A 15,225-nucleotide genomic window follows, 5' to 3' on the forward strand; every position below is an offset into this window, starting at 1 on the left:
TTTTCCTGCGCGTGCCGCTACCGGCGCTTAGGTGCAATCCACGACGTGTGTGCGGTTGCGCAACTCATCGACCAGCACGCGGGTGTTCTCGGAATAGTCGATTGGCACATCAACCAGGTGGACACCGCCACCGGCAAAGGCGGCTTCCAGCACCGGCACAAGATCTTCGACCGCGCCGACCCGTGACCCGCGTGCGCCATAGGCCTCGGCATAGCGGACGAAATCAGGATTGCCGAAGCTCATGCCGAAGTCCGGAAACCCTTCCACCGCCTGCTTCCAGCGGATCATGCCGTAAGCGCTGTCGTTGAGGATCACCACCACAAGGTTCAGACCCAGCCGCACCGCCGTTTCCATCTCCTGCGAGTTCATCATGAAACCACCGTCACCACAGACCGCCATGACGCGGCGGTGGGGGTACAGCATCGCCGCCATCATCGCCGAGGGCAGACCCGCGCCCATCGTGGCAAGCGCATTGTCCAAGAGCAGCGTGTTGGCGACATGGGTGCGGTAATTGCGCGCAAACCAGATCTTGTACATGCCGTTGTCAAGACAGACGATACCATCCTCCGGCATGACCTTGCGGACATCGTGGACGATGCGCTGTGGCGTGATCGGGAAACGGTCCTCCTCGGCGCGGTCGTTAAGGTGGGAGAGGATCTTCTGCCGCAGTTTCAGCATCCCTTCGTCTGGTGTCAGCCGGCCTTCCAGCCGTGCTCCGAGCGCCTCGACCGTCGTGCCGATGTCGCCGATCACCTCGATATCGGGGTGGTAGACCTGTTCGACCGTGGCCGAGTGATAGCCCAGATGAATGACCTTCGGACCTCCCGCACCTGGCATCAAAAAGGGCGGCTTTTCCACCGTATCATGGCCGATGGCGATGATGAGGTCAGCGCGCGCGACGGCCTCGTGGACATAGTCGCCCTCCGACAGTGCGGCGGTGCCCATGTAGAGGTCGGAGCCGCCAGTCACGGTGCCCTTGCCCATCTGTGTGTTGAAAAACGGCAGGCTGGTCCGCCTCACGAAGGACGACAGCGCCTCTGTCAGCCATGGCCGGTTACCGGCCGCACCGACCATCACCAGCGGTCGCCGGGCGGCAAGGATCACCTCCGCCGCCCGGTCGAGTGCCGCCGCAGAGGCGACAGGGCGGTCGAGGGTATGGACCGCAATGACCGGGACAGGATCGACCTCCGCGCCCGCCACATCTTCCGGAAGTTCCAGATGCACCGGCCCCGGCCGTTCCTCCGTCGCGACGCGAAAGGCGTCCCGGACCATCGCCGGGATGCTGGCCGCATTGACGATCTGGCGCGTCATCTTGGTCAGCGGCTTCATCGAGGCGACGATGTCGACAATCTGGAAACGCGCCTGCGCCGCGCTCATCACCGGCTTTTGGCCAGTAATGAGGATCATCGGCATTGCCCCCAGATGCGCGTAGGCAGCACCGGTCGAGAAATTCAGCGCGCCCGGACCAAGCGTGGCAAGGCAGACGCCGGGCCTGCCTGTCAGCCGCCCATGCGTCGCGGCCATGAAGGCCGCCGCCTGCTCATGGCGGGTCAAGACGAGCTCGATCCGCGAGGTGCGCAGCGACTCCAGCACGTCGAGGTTCTCCTCCCCCGGCACACCAAAGATGCGGTCCACGCCCTCATTCTCCAGTGCGGCGACCAGCAGGTCCGATCCCTTCGGCATTGTTGTGCTCCTTTTCATGGCAGTTTCGGCCGGATTCCGTCGATCCTAAACGACGGGGTGCCATTGCCGCCAATTTTTCCGCGTCACAAAATCGCTAGCCGGACCGGACTAGCCAGCGACAATGTCGGAATATTCGGGGTGGCGTGCATAGAAACTGCCCATGAAAGAGCAGCGAAGCTCGACCTTGCCGCCACGCGCACGAACCGCATCGAAGACACCGCGCGCGAGCTGTGAACCGACTCCCCGGCCCGAAAACTGATACGGCACCTCGGTATGGATAAGCACAATCCGACCCTCTTCGACGCGGTAATAGGCGGCCGCGATGTCGTCTTCAGTGCCACCTATCCGCAGCGCGAACCGATGATCGTTTGGGTTGTCGATGACCTTGTTCATTCATTTTCCTTACACTACCAGCCGCTCGTGAAATTCTCAGGTGATGCCCGCATTTCGAGAGGCCGAAGATTTCTGCGCCGCATTCCCGGCCGCCCTGACCATCGGCGCGACCTGTCTGCCGAGAAGCTCGATGGAACGTTTCATTGCCGCCGTCTCAAGCGAGGCCGTGCTCATCTGGAAGGTGATGCGTGAAATGCCCCCGAGCGTCTTGCTCGCCTTCAGCATCTTGGCGGCAACCGTCTTTGGTTCGCCGATCAGGAATGCACCTTCAGGGCTGGCCATGGCATCGAATTGCTGCCGCGTCGGGGTTGACCAGCCGCGCTCTTTCCCGATCGTGCCGGTGAGATGCGCCCAACCGGGGAAAAAGGCATCCCTTGCTTGCGCATCCGTCTCACCGACGAAACCCATCGCATGGACGGCTACGGAAAGCTTGTCAGCACTGTGTCCTGCGCGAAGGCCCGATTCGCGATAAAGATCGACAAGGGGACGGAAGCGCTCGAAAGTGCCGCCGATGATGGCAATCATCAGCGGCAGGCCAAGTTCGCCTGCGCGCTGAAAGGACTGCGGCGTGCCGCCAACGCCCACCCATACCGGCAGCCGCGGCTGATGCGGTCGTGGGAAAACGCCCACACCATGAAGCGCCGGGCGATGCTGACCTGCCCAGGTGATGTGGGTGGATTCCCGGAGTTGCAGAAGCAGACCGAGATTTTCGGCGAAAAGCGCGTCATAGTCCCGGGTGTCGAGACCAAACAGCGGAAAAGCCTCGATGAACGAGCCTCGCCCCACAACGATCTCGGCGCGGCCCTTCGAGATCAGATCGAGCGTCGCGAATTCCTGAAACACCCGCACAGGATCGGCAGCACTGAGCACCGTCACTGCGCTGGTCAGGCGGATTTTCTTGGTCCGGGCTGCGGCCGCAGCAAGAATGACAGCCGGCGCGGAATCGAGAAATTCGGGGCGATGATGCTCACCGATGCCAAAGACATCGAGTCCGGCGCGGTCGGCGACCTCGATCTCCTCCAGAAGATCCGCCATGCGATCGGTCGCCGAAGGGGGTTTCCCGGTTGCAGGATCGGGCAGGATGGCCGCGAAACTGTCGATGCCGATTTCCATATTGGAACCTCCGGGTTGCTTGTCGATCCTGATGGACCGCAGTTTACAGGGTATCGCGCGGCTTCGCAGGTTCCGGGCGTGCGGGACGTGTCGCTTCGGCAGGGTCGAACATCGAGATGCCGCTACTGGCTGCCGTTGGCGTGACCTCGCTCTGCAAGACGTCCCAATGCTCGGCAAGCCTGCCGCCTTCGATCCGGAAGATGTCGATTGCGATCTGCGGTTCTTCCGCCCAGCCGCGGATGCGTCCATGGATGGCAACGAGATCACCCTCGGCGACAATCAGCCCGGGCTCGTAATGGACGTGGTCGGGCAACCCTGCCACGATCGCCTGCAATGCGTCACGGCCCTGGGGAATGTTGGGGTTGTGCTGGACGTAATCCGGAGCGTAGAGCCGTTCCACAGCCGAGGCGTCATGACGCTGGAAAAGCGATGTCATCGCGTCGAACACCAGCGCCTTGTTGCGGTGAGGACGGTCGTCGCTGGCGTGATCTGCGGGTCGGGTGATGGCCATTGTCCCTGTCATTCGCAGAAACTGACCGCCGGGAAGTGTCGCGAAAGAAAAGACCAGACCGCGATCATAGTCCTGAACATTCACGACCGTCGCGCCGCTTTCCTCCTGCCAGCTTACGGCGAAGATGCCGTTGCCAAGCGACACGACCTGAATATCGACTGTCTCGGTCCGGGCGAAAGGCCCTTCCTTGATTTCGAACTGCAATTGCTCAGCAGACAGGAGCGCCAGGCTGACACTGAATTCGGGGTAGGAGACATCCATCTTCAGCCCGACCGGGAAACGATCATCTTTCATGTCTGCAAGGTCCATTCTTGTGAGGTTCGTCGGAGAAAGCCGGTCCACGACGTTGATCGCGGGGACCGGCTCCGGTTCAGTCTGCGTCAGTCAGGCACCGGGGTATTGAGCAATTGTTGCTCCCACAGATAGGCGATAGCGCTGCCGCCGATATGGTACTTGAGGGCATCGTTGAGGGGCATCGCCGTCTCGGCGCGCGCCCAGTCGCGCTGCCATTCGGACGCCAGAGCCAGCCAGGTCATCATGTTGATGCCAGCCGCGATCATACGCTGGATTGCGACCTCATGTGCTTCAAGGGAAGTGCCGCCCGACGCGTCGGTGATCACGGTCACATCCCAACCTTCGCCTGCGGCCTGAATCGCCGGCATCGCCACGCAGATCTCGGTCCACAGACCCGCGATGATCAGCTGTTTGCGGCCCGTTGCCTTCACGGCATCGACCACTTTCGGATCCTCCCAGGTATTGATCGTCGTCCGGTCAATCACCTCATTGTCAGGAAACACTTCGGTGACATGCGGGAAGATCACCCCGCCCCGGGCGGCGACGACGCTGGTCAGGATGGTCGGCACGCCAAATACCTTGGCCACCTTTGCAAGCGCGGTCGTGTTGTTCACCACCGCCTGCGGGTCGTGGCTGTTCAGATTTGCAAGCTGATAGGGCTGGTGATCGATCAGAACGAGGACCGAATCTTCGGGGCGCATAAGCGAAGCAAGGCCATTGCGGAAAGTCATCTCAATCTCCTTAAACATGACAGAAGTCTGTGGTGCCCGTAGACCCTAGTGGCTTCCCTCAGGCGCTGCGTTGCGAAACCTGCCGGGCTGGTGCCGTTCTTGCTTCGGTCGCGTTGTGTCGCCGCGACTGCCGGACCGGCGGCACATTGACTGCGGTTTTTTACGCTCGCCTGCGGCAGAATTCGGCCAGCAATCCGGTGTGGTGGATACTGATCAGCAAAACCTGCCAAACCTTCCAGAAAGATCAGCGGCTCCGCTTCCGGGGGTAAGTGATCCGCAAGATCGGCACCTCGACGTCAGGTTCGGCACCGCGATAAAAGTCACCGCGCGTTAAGGTTCTTTCCGGGAATCGCGTTCCGCGCTCAGTTCGAGAGTAAACTCTGGTGGCTTGCGCAGGCTGTTCTTCCCCTTCCGGGTCACCGGCAAGATCCGCTTCCCGGCGACTTGTGGTGACGGTCGCACTCGATGTTTCAATTCAGAAAGGAAGGACGACCATGACCACGACCTTGCAAACCCTTGCCGCCGCGGCAGTCGCGGGCAGTACCGCCTTTGGTGCCAGTGCCGAACCTGTCCGCAACATCGTCCTTGTTCACGGCGCTTTCGCTGACGGATCCGGGTGGCGCGGGGTTTACGACAACCTGACCGCGCGCGGGTATACTGTGAGTATTGTCCAGAACCCGCTGACCTCGTTCGCCGACGATGTTGCCGCCACCCGGCGGGTTCTGAGCCGTCAGGATGGCCCGGTGATACTGGTTGGCCATTCCTATGGCGGCAGCGTCATCACCGAGGTCGGCACCGATCCGATTGTCGCGGGTCTTGTCTATGTCGCAGCTTTTGCGCCCGAGATCGGTCAGTCGACGCTTGATCAGTATGCCGAGATTCCGCCGCCGCCAAACTTCGTACCCGAAGAACAGTCCGACGGTTTCGCCTATCTGAATTCAGACCTCTTCCGGGCGGGCTTTGCAGCGGACACTTCTGAGGCTGACGCGGCATTTCTGCGGGATGCACAGGTGCCCATTGCGATGGCGGCACTCGCAGCCCCAGTCACCGTTGCCGCCTGGATGACCAAGCCGAGCTGGTATGTTGTTGCCACCGAAGATGGGGCCATCGACCCTGACCTTCTGCGCAGCACCGCCCGTCGCATTGGTGCCGAAACAACCGAGGTGCCCGGCAGCCATGTGGTGTTCCTGACCCAGCCGGAGGCCGTCGCCGACGTGATAGATGCTGCGGCGCGGGGGGCGGCAAATGCGCTTCGACATGCCGGTGATACCGCAACGCTCGCGCCGTCCGAGTGACGCACCGGTGCCTTTCGGCCCGCCCGAAGGCGCGGACCGAAAGGCGACGCGACGACCGGGCGGAACTGAACACAGGCCAAAGCTTGCAATTGAAAGACAGCAAATGAAAGCAGCCATCTACACCGCTCCGGGGGATCCAGAGGTGCTGCACTACAGGGACATTCCAGACCCCTCCTGTGCGCGCGACGAAGTTCTGATCAAGGTTGAAGCTGTTTCCATCGAAGGCGGCGATCTCATCAACCGGGCATCAACCCCACCCCCCACACCAAACCACGTTCCGGGTTATGCAGCCGCGGGCGAGATCATCGCTGTGGGCGCGGATGTTGATGACCGCTTTGTCGGCCAGAAGGTCACGAGCTTTGACATGAGCGGATCTCATGCGGAACTGCGGGCCGTGAAAGCGACCAGAACCTGGATCGTCCCCGAGGGGTTGGGACTCGCCCCTGCAGCGGCTTTGCCGATTTCCTTTGGCACGGCCTACCACGCACTCTTTAGAAGAGGAGGTCTGGCTGAGGGCGAAACGGTTCTCGTTCAGGGCGGTGCCGGAGGGGTTGGCGCCGCTGCCATTCAACTGGCCCACGGTATCGGGGCCACGGTGATTGCCACCGTCTCTGGCACCGAACGGGCGGCAAGACTGGCGACCCTTGGCCTTGCGCATCCGATTGACCATCGTGAGGCCAATGTAACGGAAGAGATCATGCGGTTGACCAAGGGGCAGGGCGTGGACCTTGTTGTGGATTCCGTGGGTTCCACATTGACAGACTCTCTGGCGTCACTGCGACCAGAGGGGCGTCTGGTTTTTGTCGGCAACGCCGGAAGGTCGTCGCTTGAGATTGACCTCTGGCCAGCCCTTCAGGCAAACCAGACGCTTCTGGGTGTGTTCATGGGAACCCAGCTCGAAAAGCCTGATATCCACAAGTCTGTTGCCAGCATGCTTGAAAAGGCCGCCGCAGGCACGCTCGCGGTTCTCATCGACAAGACCTTCAGCCTTGCCAACGCCGCTGCTGCGCATGCCTATGCCGAAAGAAATCCCGTGCTTGGACGTGTTGTCTTGTTACCCTGATGCCGTCCCGCGACCAGACATGGATGCCGTGCCGGGCCGACCGTCGATGACGCAACTCTGCGTTCAGGCCATCACTTTAACAGAAAGTTGAAAAAAATGACCACTCTCTACTACGCCGTCGGTGCCTGCTCGCTGGCCCCTCACATCGTTCTTGAATGGATCGGGGCACCCTATGACGCTGTCAAAGTGCAGTACGGCTCCAAAGAGCTTGTCGCTGTGAATCCCACCGGTGCGGTGCCGACCTTGCGCGAAGACAATGGCTGGCTTTTGACACAATGCGGCGCGATTCTTGACTATCTGGCGTCCAAGCACCCCGAGGCGGGGCTGTCCGGCGGCGACGGTCTGCGCAATAAGGCCGAAGCGCATCGCTGGTCCGCTTTCTTCACCTCGGACGTTCACGCCGCGTTCTGGCCGATTTTCATGCCTTCCCGCTACACGACAGACACAAGCGAAGCAGCGCGGGCTGCGGTGGTCGCGGCAGGACAGAAGCTGGTCGCCAAACAGTTCCGCATTCTGGACAGCCATCTCGACGGCCGGGATTACATCCTCGATGGGGGCCGCTCGGTGATCGATGCCTATTCCTTTCCGATGACGCGTTGGGCGGCAAAACTCTTGCCGGACGGATTGAAGGAGTACCCCAACGTGCAGGCGCTGCATGACAGGATCGCCGCCGATCCTTCAGTACAGAAGGTGCTTGCACGCGAGGCAGGCAAGTGAGTGCAAGCGCATTTGCGGGCGTAACTGGCCTTCACCACGTCACTGGCATCACGTCCAACGTGCAGGCCAACGTTGACTTTTACGTCGGATTCCTGGGTCTCAGGCTTGTGAAACGCACCGGCGGCTACGCGGATGCAGAACAGCTGCACCTGATATACGGCGACGGCACCGGCAGCCCCGGATCGCTGCTGACCTTCCTCGTCTGGGAGGCTGCGGGGCGGGGCCGTACCGGCATCGGGCAGGTTTCGGAAGTGGCGCTTGCGGTTTCGCCCCATACGCTTGGCGACTGGCTGACCAAGGCGCTTGCGGCCCATGTCCCGTTCGAGGGGCCCTTGCGCGAATTCGGCGAGCCGGTCCTGCGGCTGAAAGACCCCGACGGGCTGATCGTGAAACTGGTCGGCACCGACATGCCGACGGCGATGCCGCTTCCGGGCGCGCCTACTCGCCTGCGGGGAATTACCGTCCTGACCGACAAAGCGGTCGAGACCGCGACGTTCATGGCGCGGTTCGGCTACAGGCTCGCACAACAAGACGGCCTGACGCAGCGCATGCTGTCCGATACCGATGTCGTGGATGTCAGGGAGGTGTCGGGTTTCGTGCCCTCGGTGCCGGGTGCCGGCGTGCCGGATCATGTGGCTTTCCGTGCGCCGGATGCCGATGCGGTCCGCTCAATGCGGCTGTCGCTCAGGGCCCACGGCCCGACCGAGGTTCACGACAGGACATACTTTCTGTCGCTCTATGTGCGTGATCCTGCCGGCATTCTTGTGGAATATGCGACCGACGGCCCGGGAATGACGGTTGATGAAGCGCAGGAAGAGCTTGGCCAGACCCTGTTCCTGCCGCCACAGGAGGCTGACCGCGCGGAAGATCTGAAAGCCATGCTGCCGCAATTCTCCCTGCCCGGCGAAGAGCGGTTTCCGGCGCGCAACCTCGCCTTCATTCATCGCTTCAACCGGCCGGAGCACCCGGATGGCACTACACTGGTACTGCTGCATGGCAGCGGCGGGCACGAAGCCGACCTGATGCCCTTTGCCCGCCGCATTGCACCGCAAGCCACGCTTCTGGGGGTGCGCGGCCGGGCGACCGAAGACGGATCCAATCGCTGGTTCCGCCGGATTGGCGCCACAAGGATTGATCAGGCCGATCTGCGCGGTGAAGCAGAAGCCTTTGCAGCGTTCGTCGAAGCCGCCATCAGCGATTACGGGCTGAATGCCGACAGGCTTGTCTTCCTTGGCTATTCCAATGGCGCAAGCCTGCTGGCTGCCGTCATCCAGTTGCATCCCGGTATTGTGCGCCGCGCGATCCTGCTGCGGGGCATTCGGGCGACCGACTCCCCCACGACAGCCGATCTTTCAGGAACCCACGTGCTGTTGCTCCACGGACGTGACGATCCCTTCGTCCACGCCGCGCCAACGCTGGCAGCTGACCTGCGGGCCCGTGGTGCAGAGGTCGATGCCCACACGCTTTCGGCCGGTCATGCGCTGTCTGGCGCCGATGTTACGGAGGCGTCGCGATGGCTGGGGCAAAATCTGCCGCCCATTGCGACGGGATAGCCCGCACCGGATCCCGGACCGCGTGACCATAATCGGACGCGTCACCCGAGAGCCGCGCCAGAGAAAATGTGAGAACCGCGCCGGATAGCGCTGAAGGTCACATCTGGAAAACCTTCGCCACTCGCCTTTTGGCATGCTTCGAGGACTACAAGATCGGCGTGTTCCCGGTCGAGCCCCCGCTTGATCCGCTGGAGGAAACCCTGAACTGGGTTCGGCGTCTCGATTAGGTGATCTGGGGCCATCGAGCATCTACAGCCGCCGGGCGGTTTGCAGAGCGGTCAGACCATCCGTGTCTTGACCCTGGTACAGGCCAGACCTTGGACGTTTCTGTCCCTGACCAAACCGACCGTCTTTGTCCTATATGTTTTGGCCAGAGGTTTTTGTCCGGCAGCGGACCTTCGTATGCAACGCAGCGAAATCACAGTCAGCGCCCTTGTTGACTCCCGCGCGAAGTTTCATTCTACTTATGACGCAGTTCAACTTGGGAAAAGCCGCTGATGCGGAAGTTGCTTTACTTCGTCGCCACTCTTCTGATGGGTGCCAGTGGAACCGCAGCAGCCGAACCGAGCGCGGATGAGGTAGCGGCCTTTCATGCCCTCGTTGAGACTGGCAAAGCATCGGAGGTCCAAGCCGCTTTAAGGCAGTACCCAGCCTTGGCATCCGCCAAGGGCCAGTTCGGTTTTGAGGCAATCCATCTTCTTGACTACATTGATTTTGAAGAAAAACTTTTGCTTCTGCTTCAGTATGGCGCTGACATCGCAGCAAAAAATGATGACGGGCACACTCTGCTCCATATTTTAATCGACCCTGAATTCCTGCCGGTTGTCCTGCGTGAAGGAGGGCAGCTCGAAATAAGGGATGGCGAAGGTCGGACACCACTGATGTTGGCGCTCGCCGAGGCGGACAACCATGACATGATCGAGGCGCTGCTGACCGCTGGCGCCGACCCTGACACCCGCAACGATCAGGGACAATCCGCACTGGCCTACGCAAAGGCATATGGGGATCAGGCAACAGTTGACCTTCTGACACAAGCTGGCGCGAGCAGATGAGAACGATGCCGACATCGGAGGCGGTACGGCATCACCGGGTCAAGTGTGGTCTTGGCCGGATGGAGGCAGAGCGAGACAAGCTCTAGCCCGGTGTCTCCTTCACGCTGGATAAAAGTTGGGGGCAAGGTCAGATGCTGCATTGTCGCAAGGCTGACACCGGCCGAAGGCGGTCATCAGACGTCAGGCCTCATCCCTTGCCTTGAGCCACAAGCCAAACTCTTCAACGACGGTCACCACTTTGTTCAACCGGTGACCGTCCGGTGTGAGAGCGTACTCTACCTTTACCGGCATGGTCGGATAGACGGTACGCGAGACTATTTTCGCCTCTTCAAGGGCGCGCAGATCGAGTGTCAGCATGCGCTGCGATATGCCCGGCACCAGTCGTCGAAGCTCACTGAACCGTTTCGGGCCCTCTACGAGATAGGACGCGATAAGCAGGCGCCACCGCCCCCCCAACAAATGCATGGCGGCTTCGACGGGACAACCGGACACTGTTTCTTTCATCAGACACCCTATCGCGGCAAGGAGGTATAATTTATGTACCTAGATGACAAACTTTTGCGTTCTTCCGTTTCTATACTGCCTGATCTACACGGCAGCCATGCTTTTTCGCAAGGAAGGGCAATGAAATGGAACCCATGGGGACTACAGAATGAAGCTCTATTACAAGCAGGGTGCCTGCTCGCTTTCACCTCACATTGTTGCAAATGAACTTGGTCTTGATGTCGAGTTCATCAAGGTTGATCTGAAAGACCACAAAACCGAACAGGGACAGAACTTTTACAAGGTCAACCCGCACGGCTACATTCCTGCGCTAGAGCTTGATAACGGCGACCTGCTGCTGGAAGGCGTTGTCATCGTGCAGTATCTTGCGGACCAGAAGCCCGAAAAAGGCCTCGCTCCTGCCAACGGAACGTTTGAACGTTACAAGCTTCAGGAGATGCTCGCCTTCCTCTCGACAGAAATCCACAAGGGTTTCATTCCGCTCTTCTATGCCCCCTCGGCAAGCGGCTACATCGAGATTGCACTGCCGAAGCTTGAAAAACGCTACGCCTGGCTTGATGAACATCTGGCTGACAAGCCGTTTCTTATGGGGGACCAGTACACGGTCGCAGACACATACCTGTTTGCGGTGACGGGTTGGGGCAAGGCATCTTGGCTCAAGTCCTACGAGGACACGCCAATTCGCTTTGATCATCTTCGGAACCTGCAGGCCTGGTATGAGCGCGTGAAGAGTCGTGAGGCCGTGCAGAAATCCATACTTGAGGAAGGTCTCGAACTGAACTGACAATCGGATGACCGCTGCGGTGACGCTGCATCGCAGTGTGTAGCGCCGTTGACAGGCCCCATTGTTCGGAAAGCAACGTTCAAGGAGGCTTGCGCCCCATTTTCGGACTTCGGAACCAGAAGCCCCGCCTTGAAATCTTGCCGGGGGGGGCGACCGGGTCTACCGCTCAAATCTCACTTCAAAAACCAGACCGTGTTCGTCAGGGAAGCACTGGGCACTGCCGTCATGCGCGCGGGCCACATCGGTGACAATTGCCAGACCAAGGCCACAGCCGCGAGACTGGTCATCATCAAGGCGGAAGAACCGATCAAATATCCGCTCCCTTGATTCCACAGGGACACCGGGACCGTCATCGGCAAATCGGAGACAGACTGACCGAGGTTCGAACTCAACCGATACATCCAGATGTCCACCCGGTCGGAGCGCATATTTTGCCGCGTTGTCGAGAAGATTTGCCACCATTTCCTCGACCAGAACCGGGTCACAGTCGATTGGTCTGGGGACGCCGGAAATCGTGAACGCAACATCAACGTCGCGTCGCAACTGGGTTTCAGCAAATGGGCGCACGCGGTTGCGGACCAAAGCTGCCAGATCAACCGGCTGAATCAATGCCTTGAGACTTCGGCCGCGCACACGCTCCAGCGACAGCAGTTGCGAGGTCAGCCGGCTTGTCGCCCGCGCACTTTCTGCCAGAGCGGTAACGCGGGCGCGCAGTTCGGTTTCGTTCGGGGCGCTGATCGCAGCTTCGGCCTGACTTTGTATCGCGGCCACAGGATTCCGCATCTGATGTGCCGCATCCGAGATGAAGCTGTCGCGCAGGACAAACGCCTGCGCCAGCCGGTCAAACAGAACGTTCGTCGTCTGCACCAGAGGACGCAGTTCCGGCGGCACCCAGCGACGGATCGGGCGCAGATCGTCGGCACTGCGCTGCCCGATGGCCTCGCGCAGATCCAGAAGCGGTTTCAGCCCCAGCTGGATGCCGAACCAGAGGATCAGAGCGGCGGTCAGCAGAAGCGAGCCAAGCAGTATGACAGACTGCGTCACCAACTCGCGCGACAGGGAAAGGCGCTGGCTGACGGTTTGCCAGACTTCGACAGTGACCCAGCCGCCAAACTGCGGTTCGCTGATGAATTCGCGCAGCACCACTGCCCTGACAGGCCGACCGAGCGAAACGCTGTCGAAAAAGACAGGTTGCCCGCCTTCTATCAGCGCCCCTTCGGGAAAATCCGGGGGGTCGGAATAACCGGTCACGAACCTGCCTCCCGGTCCTGTAATCCGGTAATAGACCGGATCGCCCAGAGCCATTGTCAGATCATCGAGCAGCTGTTCGGTCAGCATATCGCCTTCGGAAATGACAACGTCGCGTGAAATCGTCAGGGCGACCACCAGCAGTGTGTTGTCGTACAATTCCTGAGACAGCCGGTTTGCGGCCTGATACCGCGCAAACGAAGCTGCCGCGGCAACGGTGACAAGGGGCAGGATCAGCAGCAGGAACAACCGACCGCGCAACGAAAGCCTGCGCAACATCAGGTTTCGTCCAGCATGTAGCCCAGGCCGCGCGCTGTCCGGATCGTGACGCCAGATCCGTCTATCTTTCGGCGCAGACGCGAAATCAGCAGTTCGACGGCATTTGCCTCGACCGATGTGCCCGTTCCGTAAAGGGAGTCCGCAATGCGGTCTTTCTCGATCAGGCGGCCCCGGTTTTCCAGAAGAAGCTCGAAAAGTGCGAGTTCTCGCCGTGGCAGATCAAGGTTGCGCCCGGCATGCAGAACGATGCGCTGCTCGCGGTCATACAGAAGATTGCCGACGGTCTCATGCACCGGGGCAACCTGCGGGCGTCGCCGGAAAAGGGCGCGCAACCGCGCCACAAGTTCTTCCATATCAAAGGGTTTTACCAGATAGTCGTCAGCCCCGGCATCAAGCCCCGCGACGCGTTCCGAGGTTTTTCCCTGTGCGGTCAACACAAGAACCGGGATGGTATTGCCGCGCGCGCGAAGTCTGCGGATGATCTCGATTCCGCTCAGCCGTGGCAGGTTGATATCGATGATGGCGACATCGGCAGAATGGCGGGACAGGAAGGTGTCGGCATCCAGCCCGTCATCAAGATGGTCAACGGCATGACCTTGATCCCTGAGAGCGTTCCCGATACCTTTTGCGAGGCTAAGATGGTCTTCGACCAGGATCACGCGCATGAAGTGCCTTTTTGAACACAGGACAGGTTGCCGACAGGAACCACTCGTAATGGTCCCATCAAGCCGTTCTTGGGAGGAGAAATCAAGAACGGTATGACGCCTGACCGCAACGCGGTCTGGTGTACTATTGTGCAAACGGGAGGACGACATGATAAAAACAATCAACTTCGCCAGGCGTGCTGTGCTTGGACTGGCGGCGGGTGCTATGGCGCTTGGTCTCGCGGGCCCGGCGGCGGCAGAGGCGGATTTCTCCGGCAAGACGATTGAATGGATCATTCCGTTCTCGGCTGGCGGCGGGTCCGACACATGGGCGCGTTTCAACGCGCCGCTCTTGTCGAAGTACCTGCCCGGCAACCCGGTCGTCGTGGTGGTGAACGAGCCCGGCGGCGGCTCGACCAAGGGCACCAACCTGTTTGCTGCGCGTGCAAAGCCCGACGGGCTGATGCTGCTGGGCACCTCGGGTTCCACGCAGTTCCCCTATCTTCTGGGTGATCCGCGCGTGCGCTATGACTACAAAGAGTGGAAGATTGCGATGGCCGGCCCGACGGGCGGCGTGGTCTACACCACTCCGTCGCTGGGCCTGACCGGTCCCGAAGACATCGCGATGCTGAAGGACAAAGAGCTGGTTTATGCCAGCCAGGGTGCAACCTCGCTTGATCTGGTTCCGCTGCTCGGCTTCCGCCTGATGGGCTTCAATGTTCAGCACGTCTTTGGGTTCAAGGGTCGTGGCGATGGCCGCCTGTCGTTCGAGCGCGGCGAAGTGAACATCGATTACCAGACCTCGTCAGCCTATATCAAAAGCGTGCAGCCTCTGGTTGAAGCCGGGCAGGCTGTCCCGCTGTTCAGCTGGGGAGTTCTGAATGAGGCGGGCGAGGTCGTCCGTGATCCGACCTTCCCGGACCTGCCATCCTTTGTCGAGGCGTATGAGACCCTGACCGGCGCTGCGCCGTCGGGCCCGGAGTATGACGCCTATTTCGCATTCTTTACTGCCGGGTTCCCGGCACAAAAGATGGCGTTCCTGCCCAAAGACACCCCGGATGACATCGTGGCCGCCTATCAGAAGGCCTTTGAGGACATGAAGACCGACCCGGACTATCTGGCCAATGCCGAAGCGGTTCTGGGCAGCTATGAACAGGTGACAGGACCATTGGCGCAGGCACTGTTTGAAAAGGGCACCACCATTTCGCCAGAGCTGCGCACCCAGGTGGGCACGATGCTCGGTGCCGAATATGGCGTGAAGCTGGGCGAAGACTGATCCTCCTCCTTCGCCTGTGGCGGGCGCCCTTGTGGTGCCCGCCACTTTTCGTCTGACATATCGTTGCCTCGTCGCCATCTTATGC

Annotated in this window: 15 protein-coding genes; 7 read left to right on the forward strand and 8 right to left on the reverse strand. The window is 60.5% G+C overall.

The features are described 5' to 3' along the window. Window positions 1–27: 27 nt before the first annotated feature. The 5 genes from J2X53_RS16155 to J2X53_RS16175 form a co-directional block, all read right to left on the reverse strand. Entirely contained in the window at window positions 28–1,683 is a 1,656-nt protein-coding gene (locus tag J2X53_RS16155) for an acetolactate synthase large subunit (RefSeq protein WP_349038522.1), read from the reverse strand. A 108-nt stretch (window positions 1,684–1,791) separates the two neighbouring features. Next, complete coding sequence (locus tag J2X53_RS16160; protein WP_349038523.1) at window positions 1,792–2,076, reverse strand: GNAT family N-acetyltransferase; 285 nt, start codon at window positions 2,074–2,076, stop codon at window positions 1,792–1,794. A 36-nt stretch (window positions 2,077–2,112) separates the two neighbouring features. After that, window positions 2,113–3,189 (reverse strand): LLM class flavin-dependent oxidoreductase, encoded by a 1,077-nt coding sequence (locus tag J2X53_RS16165; RefSeq protein ID WP_349038524.1) that lies wholly within the window; start codon window positions 3,187–3,189, stop codon window positions 2,113–2,115. 43 nt (window positions 3,190–3,232) lie between these two features. Then, the gene (locus J2X53_RS16170) at window positions 3,233–4,009 is read right to left on the reverse strand and encodes a nuclear transport factor 2 family protein (RefSeq protein ID WP_349038525.1); all 777 of its coding nucleotides are present in this window, start codon (window positions 4,007–4,009) and stop codon (window positions 3,233–3,235) included. Window positions 4,010–4,080: 71 nt separating this feature from the next. Beyond that, on the reverse strand, window positions 4,081–4,725 hold the full coding sequence (locus tag J2X53_RS16175; RefSeq protein ID WP_349038526.1) for a hydrolase: 645 nt from the start codon (window positions 4,723–4,725) through the stop codon (window positions 4,081–4,083). Between the two features lie 494 nt (window positions 4,726–5,219). Here J2X53_RS16175 and J2X53_RS16180 point away from each other — a divergent pair, with 494 nt between their 5' ends. From J2X53_RS16180 to J2X53_RS16200, 5 genes are all read left to right on the forward strand, one after another. Beyond that, entirely contained in the window at window positions 5,220–6,020 is an 801-nt protein-coding gene (locus tag J2X53_RS16180; protein ID WP_349038527.1) for an alpha/beta hydrolase, read from the forward strand. Continuing rightward, window positions 5,971–7,083, forward strand: a complete 1,113-nt coding sequence (locus J2X53_RS16185) for a zinc-binding alcohol dehydrogenase family protein (RefSeq protein WP_349038528.1) — start codon at window positions 5,971–5,973, stop codon at window positions 7,081–7,083. The genes J2X53_RS16180 and J2X53_RS16185 overlap by 50 nt, the downstream gene beginning before the upstream one ends. 96 nt (window positions 7,084–7,179) lie before the next feature. Beyond that, complete coding sequence (locus J2X53_RS16190; RefSeq protein ID WP_349038591.1) at window positions 7,180–7,800, forward strand: glutathione S-transferase family protein; 621 nt, start codon at window positions 7,180–7,182, stop codon at window positions 7,798–7,800. Continuing rightward, window positions 7,797–9,353, forward strand: coding sequence for a VOC family protein (locus tag J2X53_RS16195; RefSeq protein WP_349038529.1), 1,557 nt, complete (start codon window positions 7,797–7,799; stop codon window positions 9,351–9,353). The genes J2X53_RS16190 and J2X53_RS16195 overlap by 4 nt, the downstream gene beginning before the upstream one ends. A 497-nt stretch (window positions 9,354–9,850) precedes the next feature. Continuing rightward, window positions 9,851–10,405 (forward strand): ankyrin repeat domain-containing protein, encoded by a 555-nt coding sequence (locus tag J2X53_RS16200; RefSeq protein WP_349038530.1) that lies wholly within the window; start codon window positions 9,851–9,853, stop codon window positions 10,403–10,405. A gap of 180 nt (window positions 10,406–10,585) precedes the next feature. On the opposite strand, the gene J2X53_RS16205 is transcribed toward J2X53_RS16200, so the two are convergent. Beyond that, window positions 10,586–10,909, reverse strand: coding sequence for a helix-turn-helix domain-containing protein (locus J2X53_RS16205; protein WP_349038531.1), 324 nt, complete (start codon window positions 10,907–10,909; stop codon window positions 10,586–10,588). Window positions 10,910–11,057: 148 nt separating this feature from the next. On the opposite strand from J2X53_RS16205, the gene gstA reads away from it, so the two are divergent. After that, window positions 11,058–11,693 (forward strand): glutathione transferase GstA, encoded by a 636-nt coding sequence (gene gstA, locus J2X53_RS16210; protein WP_349038532.1) that lies wholly within the window; start codon window positions 11,058–11,060, stop codon window positions 11,691–11,693. A gap of 159 nt (window positions 11,694–11,852) precedes the next feature. On the opposite strand, the gene J2X53_RS16215 is transcribed toward gstA, so the two are convergent. Together J2X53_RS16215 and J2X53_RS16220 are read right to left on the reverse strand one after the other, a co-directional pair. Continuing rightward, a complete protein-coding gene (locus J2X53_RS16215) occupies window positions 11,853–13,220 on the reverse strand; it encodes a sensor histidine kinase (RefSeq protein WP_349038533.1) in 1,368 nt (455 codons plus the stop codon). Continuing rightward, window positions 13,220–13,885, reverse strand: a complete 666-nt coding sequence (locus J2X53_RS16220; protein WP_349038534.1) for a response regulator transcription factor — start codon at window positions 13,883–13,885, stop codon at window positions 13,220–13,222. Before J2X53_RS16220 ends, J2X53_RS16215 begins: the two co-directional genes overlap by 1 nt. Window positions 13,886–14,033: 148 nt before the next feature. On the opposite strand from J2X53_RS16220, the gene J2X53_RS16225 reads away from it, so the two are divergent. Then, window positions 14,034–15,140, forward strand: coding sequence for a tricarboxylate transporter (locus tag J2X53_RS16225; protein WP_349038535.1), 1,107 nt, complete (start codon window positions 14,034–14,036; stop codon window positions 15,138–15,140). The last annotated feature ends 85 nt before the right edge of the window (window positions 15,141–15,225 follow it).

This window comes from Pseudotabrizicola sp. 4114 (assembly GCF_031457365.1).
In the GTDB taxonomy this organism is placed as follows: Bacteria; Pseudomonadota; Alphaproteobacteria; order Rhodobacterales; family Rhodobacteraceae; genus Pseudotabrizicola.

Excerpts from the sequence above, each read along its gene's own strand:
- J2X53_RS16165 (WP_349038524.1), bottom strand. The coding sequence starts at position 3,189 with ATGGAAATCGGCATCGACAGTTTCGCGGCCATCCTGCCCGATCCTGCA.
- J2X53_RS16225 (WP_349038535.1), top strand. The coding sequence starts at position 14,034 with ATGATAAAAACAATCAACTTCGCCAGGCGTGCTGTGCTTGGACTGGCG.
- J2X53_RS16180 (WP_349038527.1), top strand. The coding sequence starts at position 5,220 with ATGACCACGACCTTGCAAACCCTTGCCGCCGCGGCAGTCGCGGGCAGT.
- J2X53_RS16200 (WP_349038530.1), top strand. The coding sequence starts at position 9,851 with ATGCGGAAGTTGCTTTACTTCGTCGCCACTCTTCTGATGGGTGCCAGT.
- J2X53_RS16220 (WP_349038534.1), bottom strand. The coding sequence starts at position 13,885 with ATGCGCGTGATCCTGGTCGAAGACCATCTTAGCCTCGCAAAAGGTATC.
- J2X53_RS16160 (WP_349038523.1), bottom strand. The coding sequence starts at position 2,076 with ATGAACAAGGTCATCGACAACCCAAACGATCATCGGTTCGCGCTGCGG.
- J2X53_RS16185 (WP_349038528.1), top strand. The coding sequence starts at position 5,971 with ATGCGCTTCGACATGCCGGTGATACCGCAACGCTCGCGCCGTCCGAGT.
- J2X53_RS16205 (WP_349038531.1), bottom strand. The coding sequence starts at position 10,909 with ATGAAAGAAACAGTGTCCGGTTGTCCCGTCGAAGCCGCCATGCATTTG.
- J2X53_RS16175 (WP_349038526.1), bottom strand. The coding sequence starts at position 4,725 with ATGACTTTCCGCAATGGCCTTGCTTCGCTTATGCGCCCCGAAGATTCG.
- gstA (WP_349038532.1), top strand. The coding sequence starts at position 11,058 with ATGAAGCTCTATTACAAGCAGGGTGCCTGCTCGCTTTCACCTCACATT.
- J2X53_RS16190 (WP_349038591.1), top strand. The coding sequence starts at position 7,180 with ATGACCACTCTCTACTACGCCGTCGGTGCCTGCTCGCTGGCCCCTCAC.
- J2X53_RS16155 (WP_349038522.1), bottom strand. The coding sequence starts at position 1,683 with ATGCCGAAGGGATCGGACCTGCTGGTCGCCGCACTGGAGAATGAGGGC.
- J2X53_RS16170 (WP_349038525.1), bottom strand. The coding sequence starts at position 4,009 with ATGGACCTTGCAGACATGAAAGATGATCGTTTCCCGGTCGGGCTGAAG.
- J2X53_RS16215 (WP_349038533.1), bottom strand. The coding sequence starts at position 13,220 with ATGTTGCGCAGGCTTTCGTTGCGCGGTCGGTTGTTCCTGCTGCTGATC.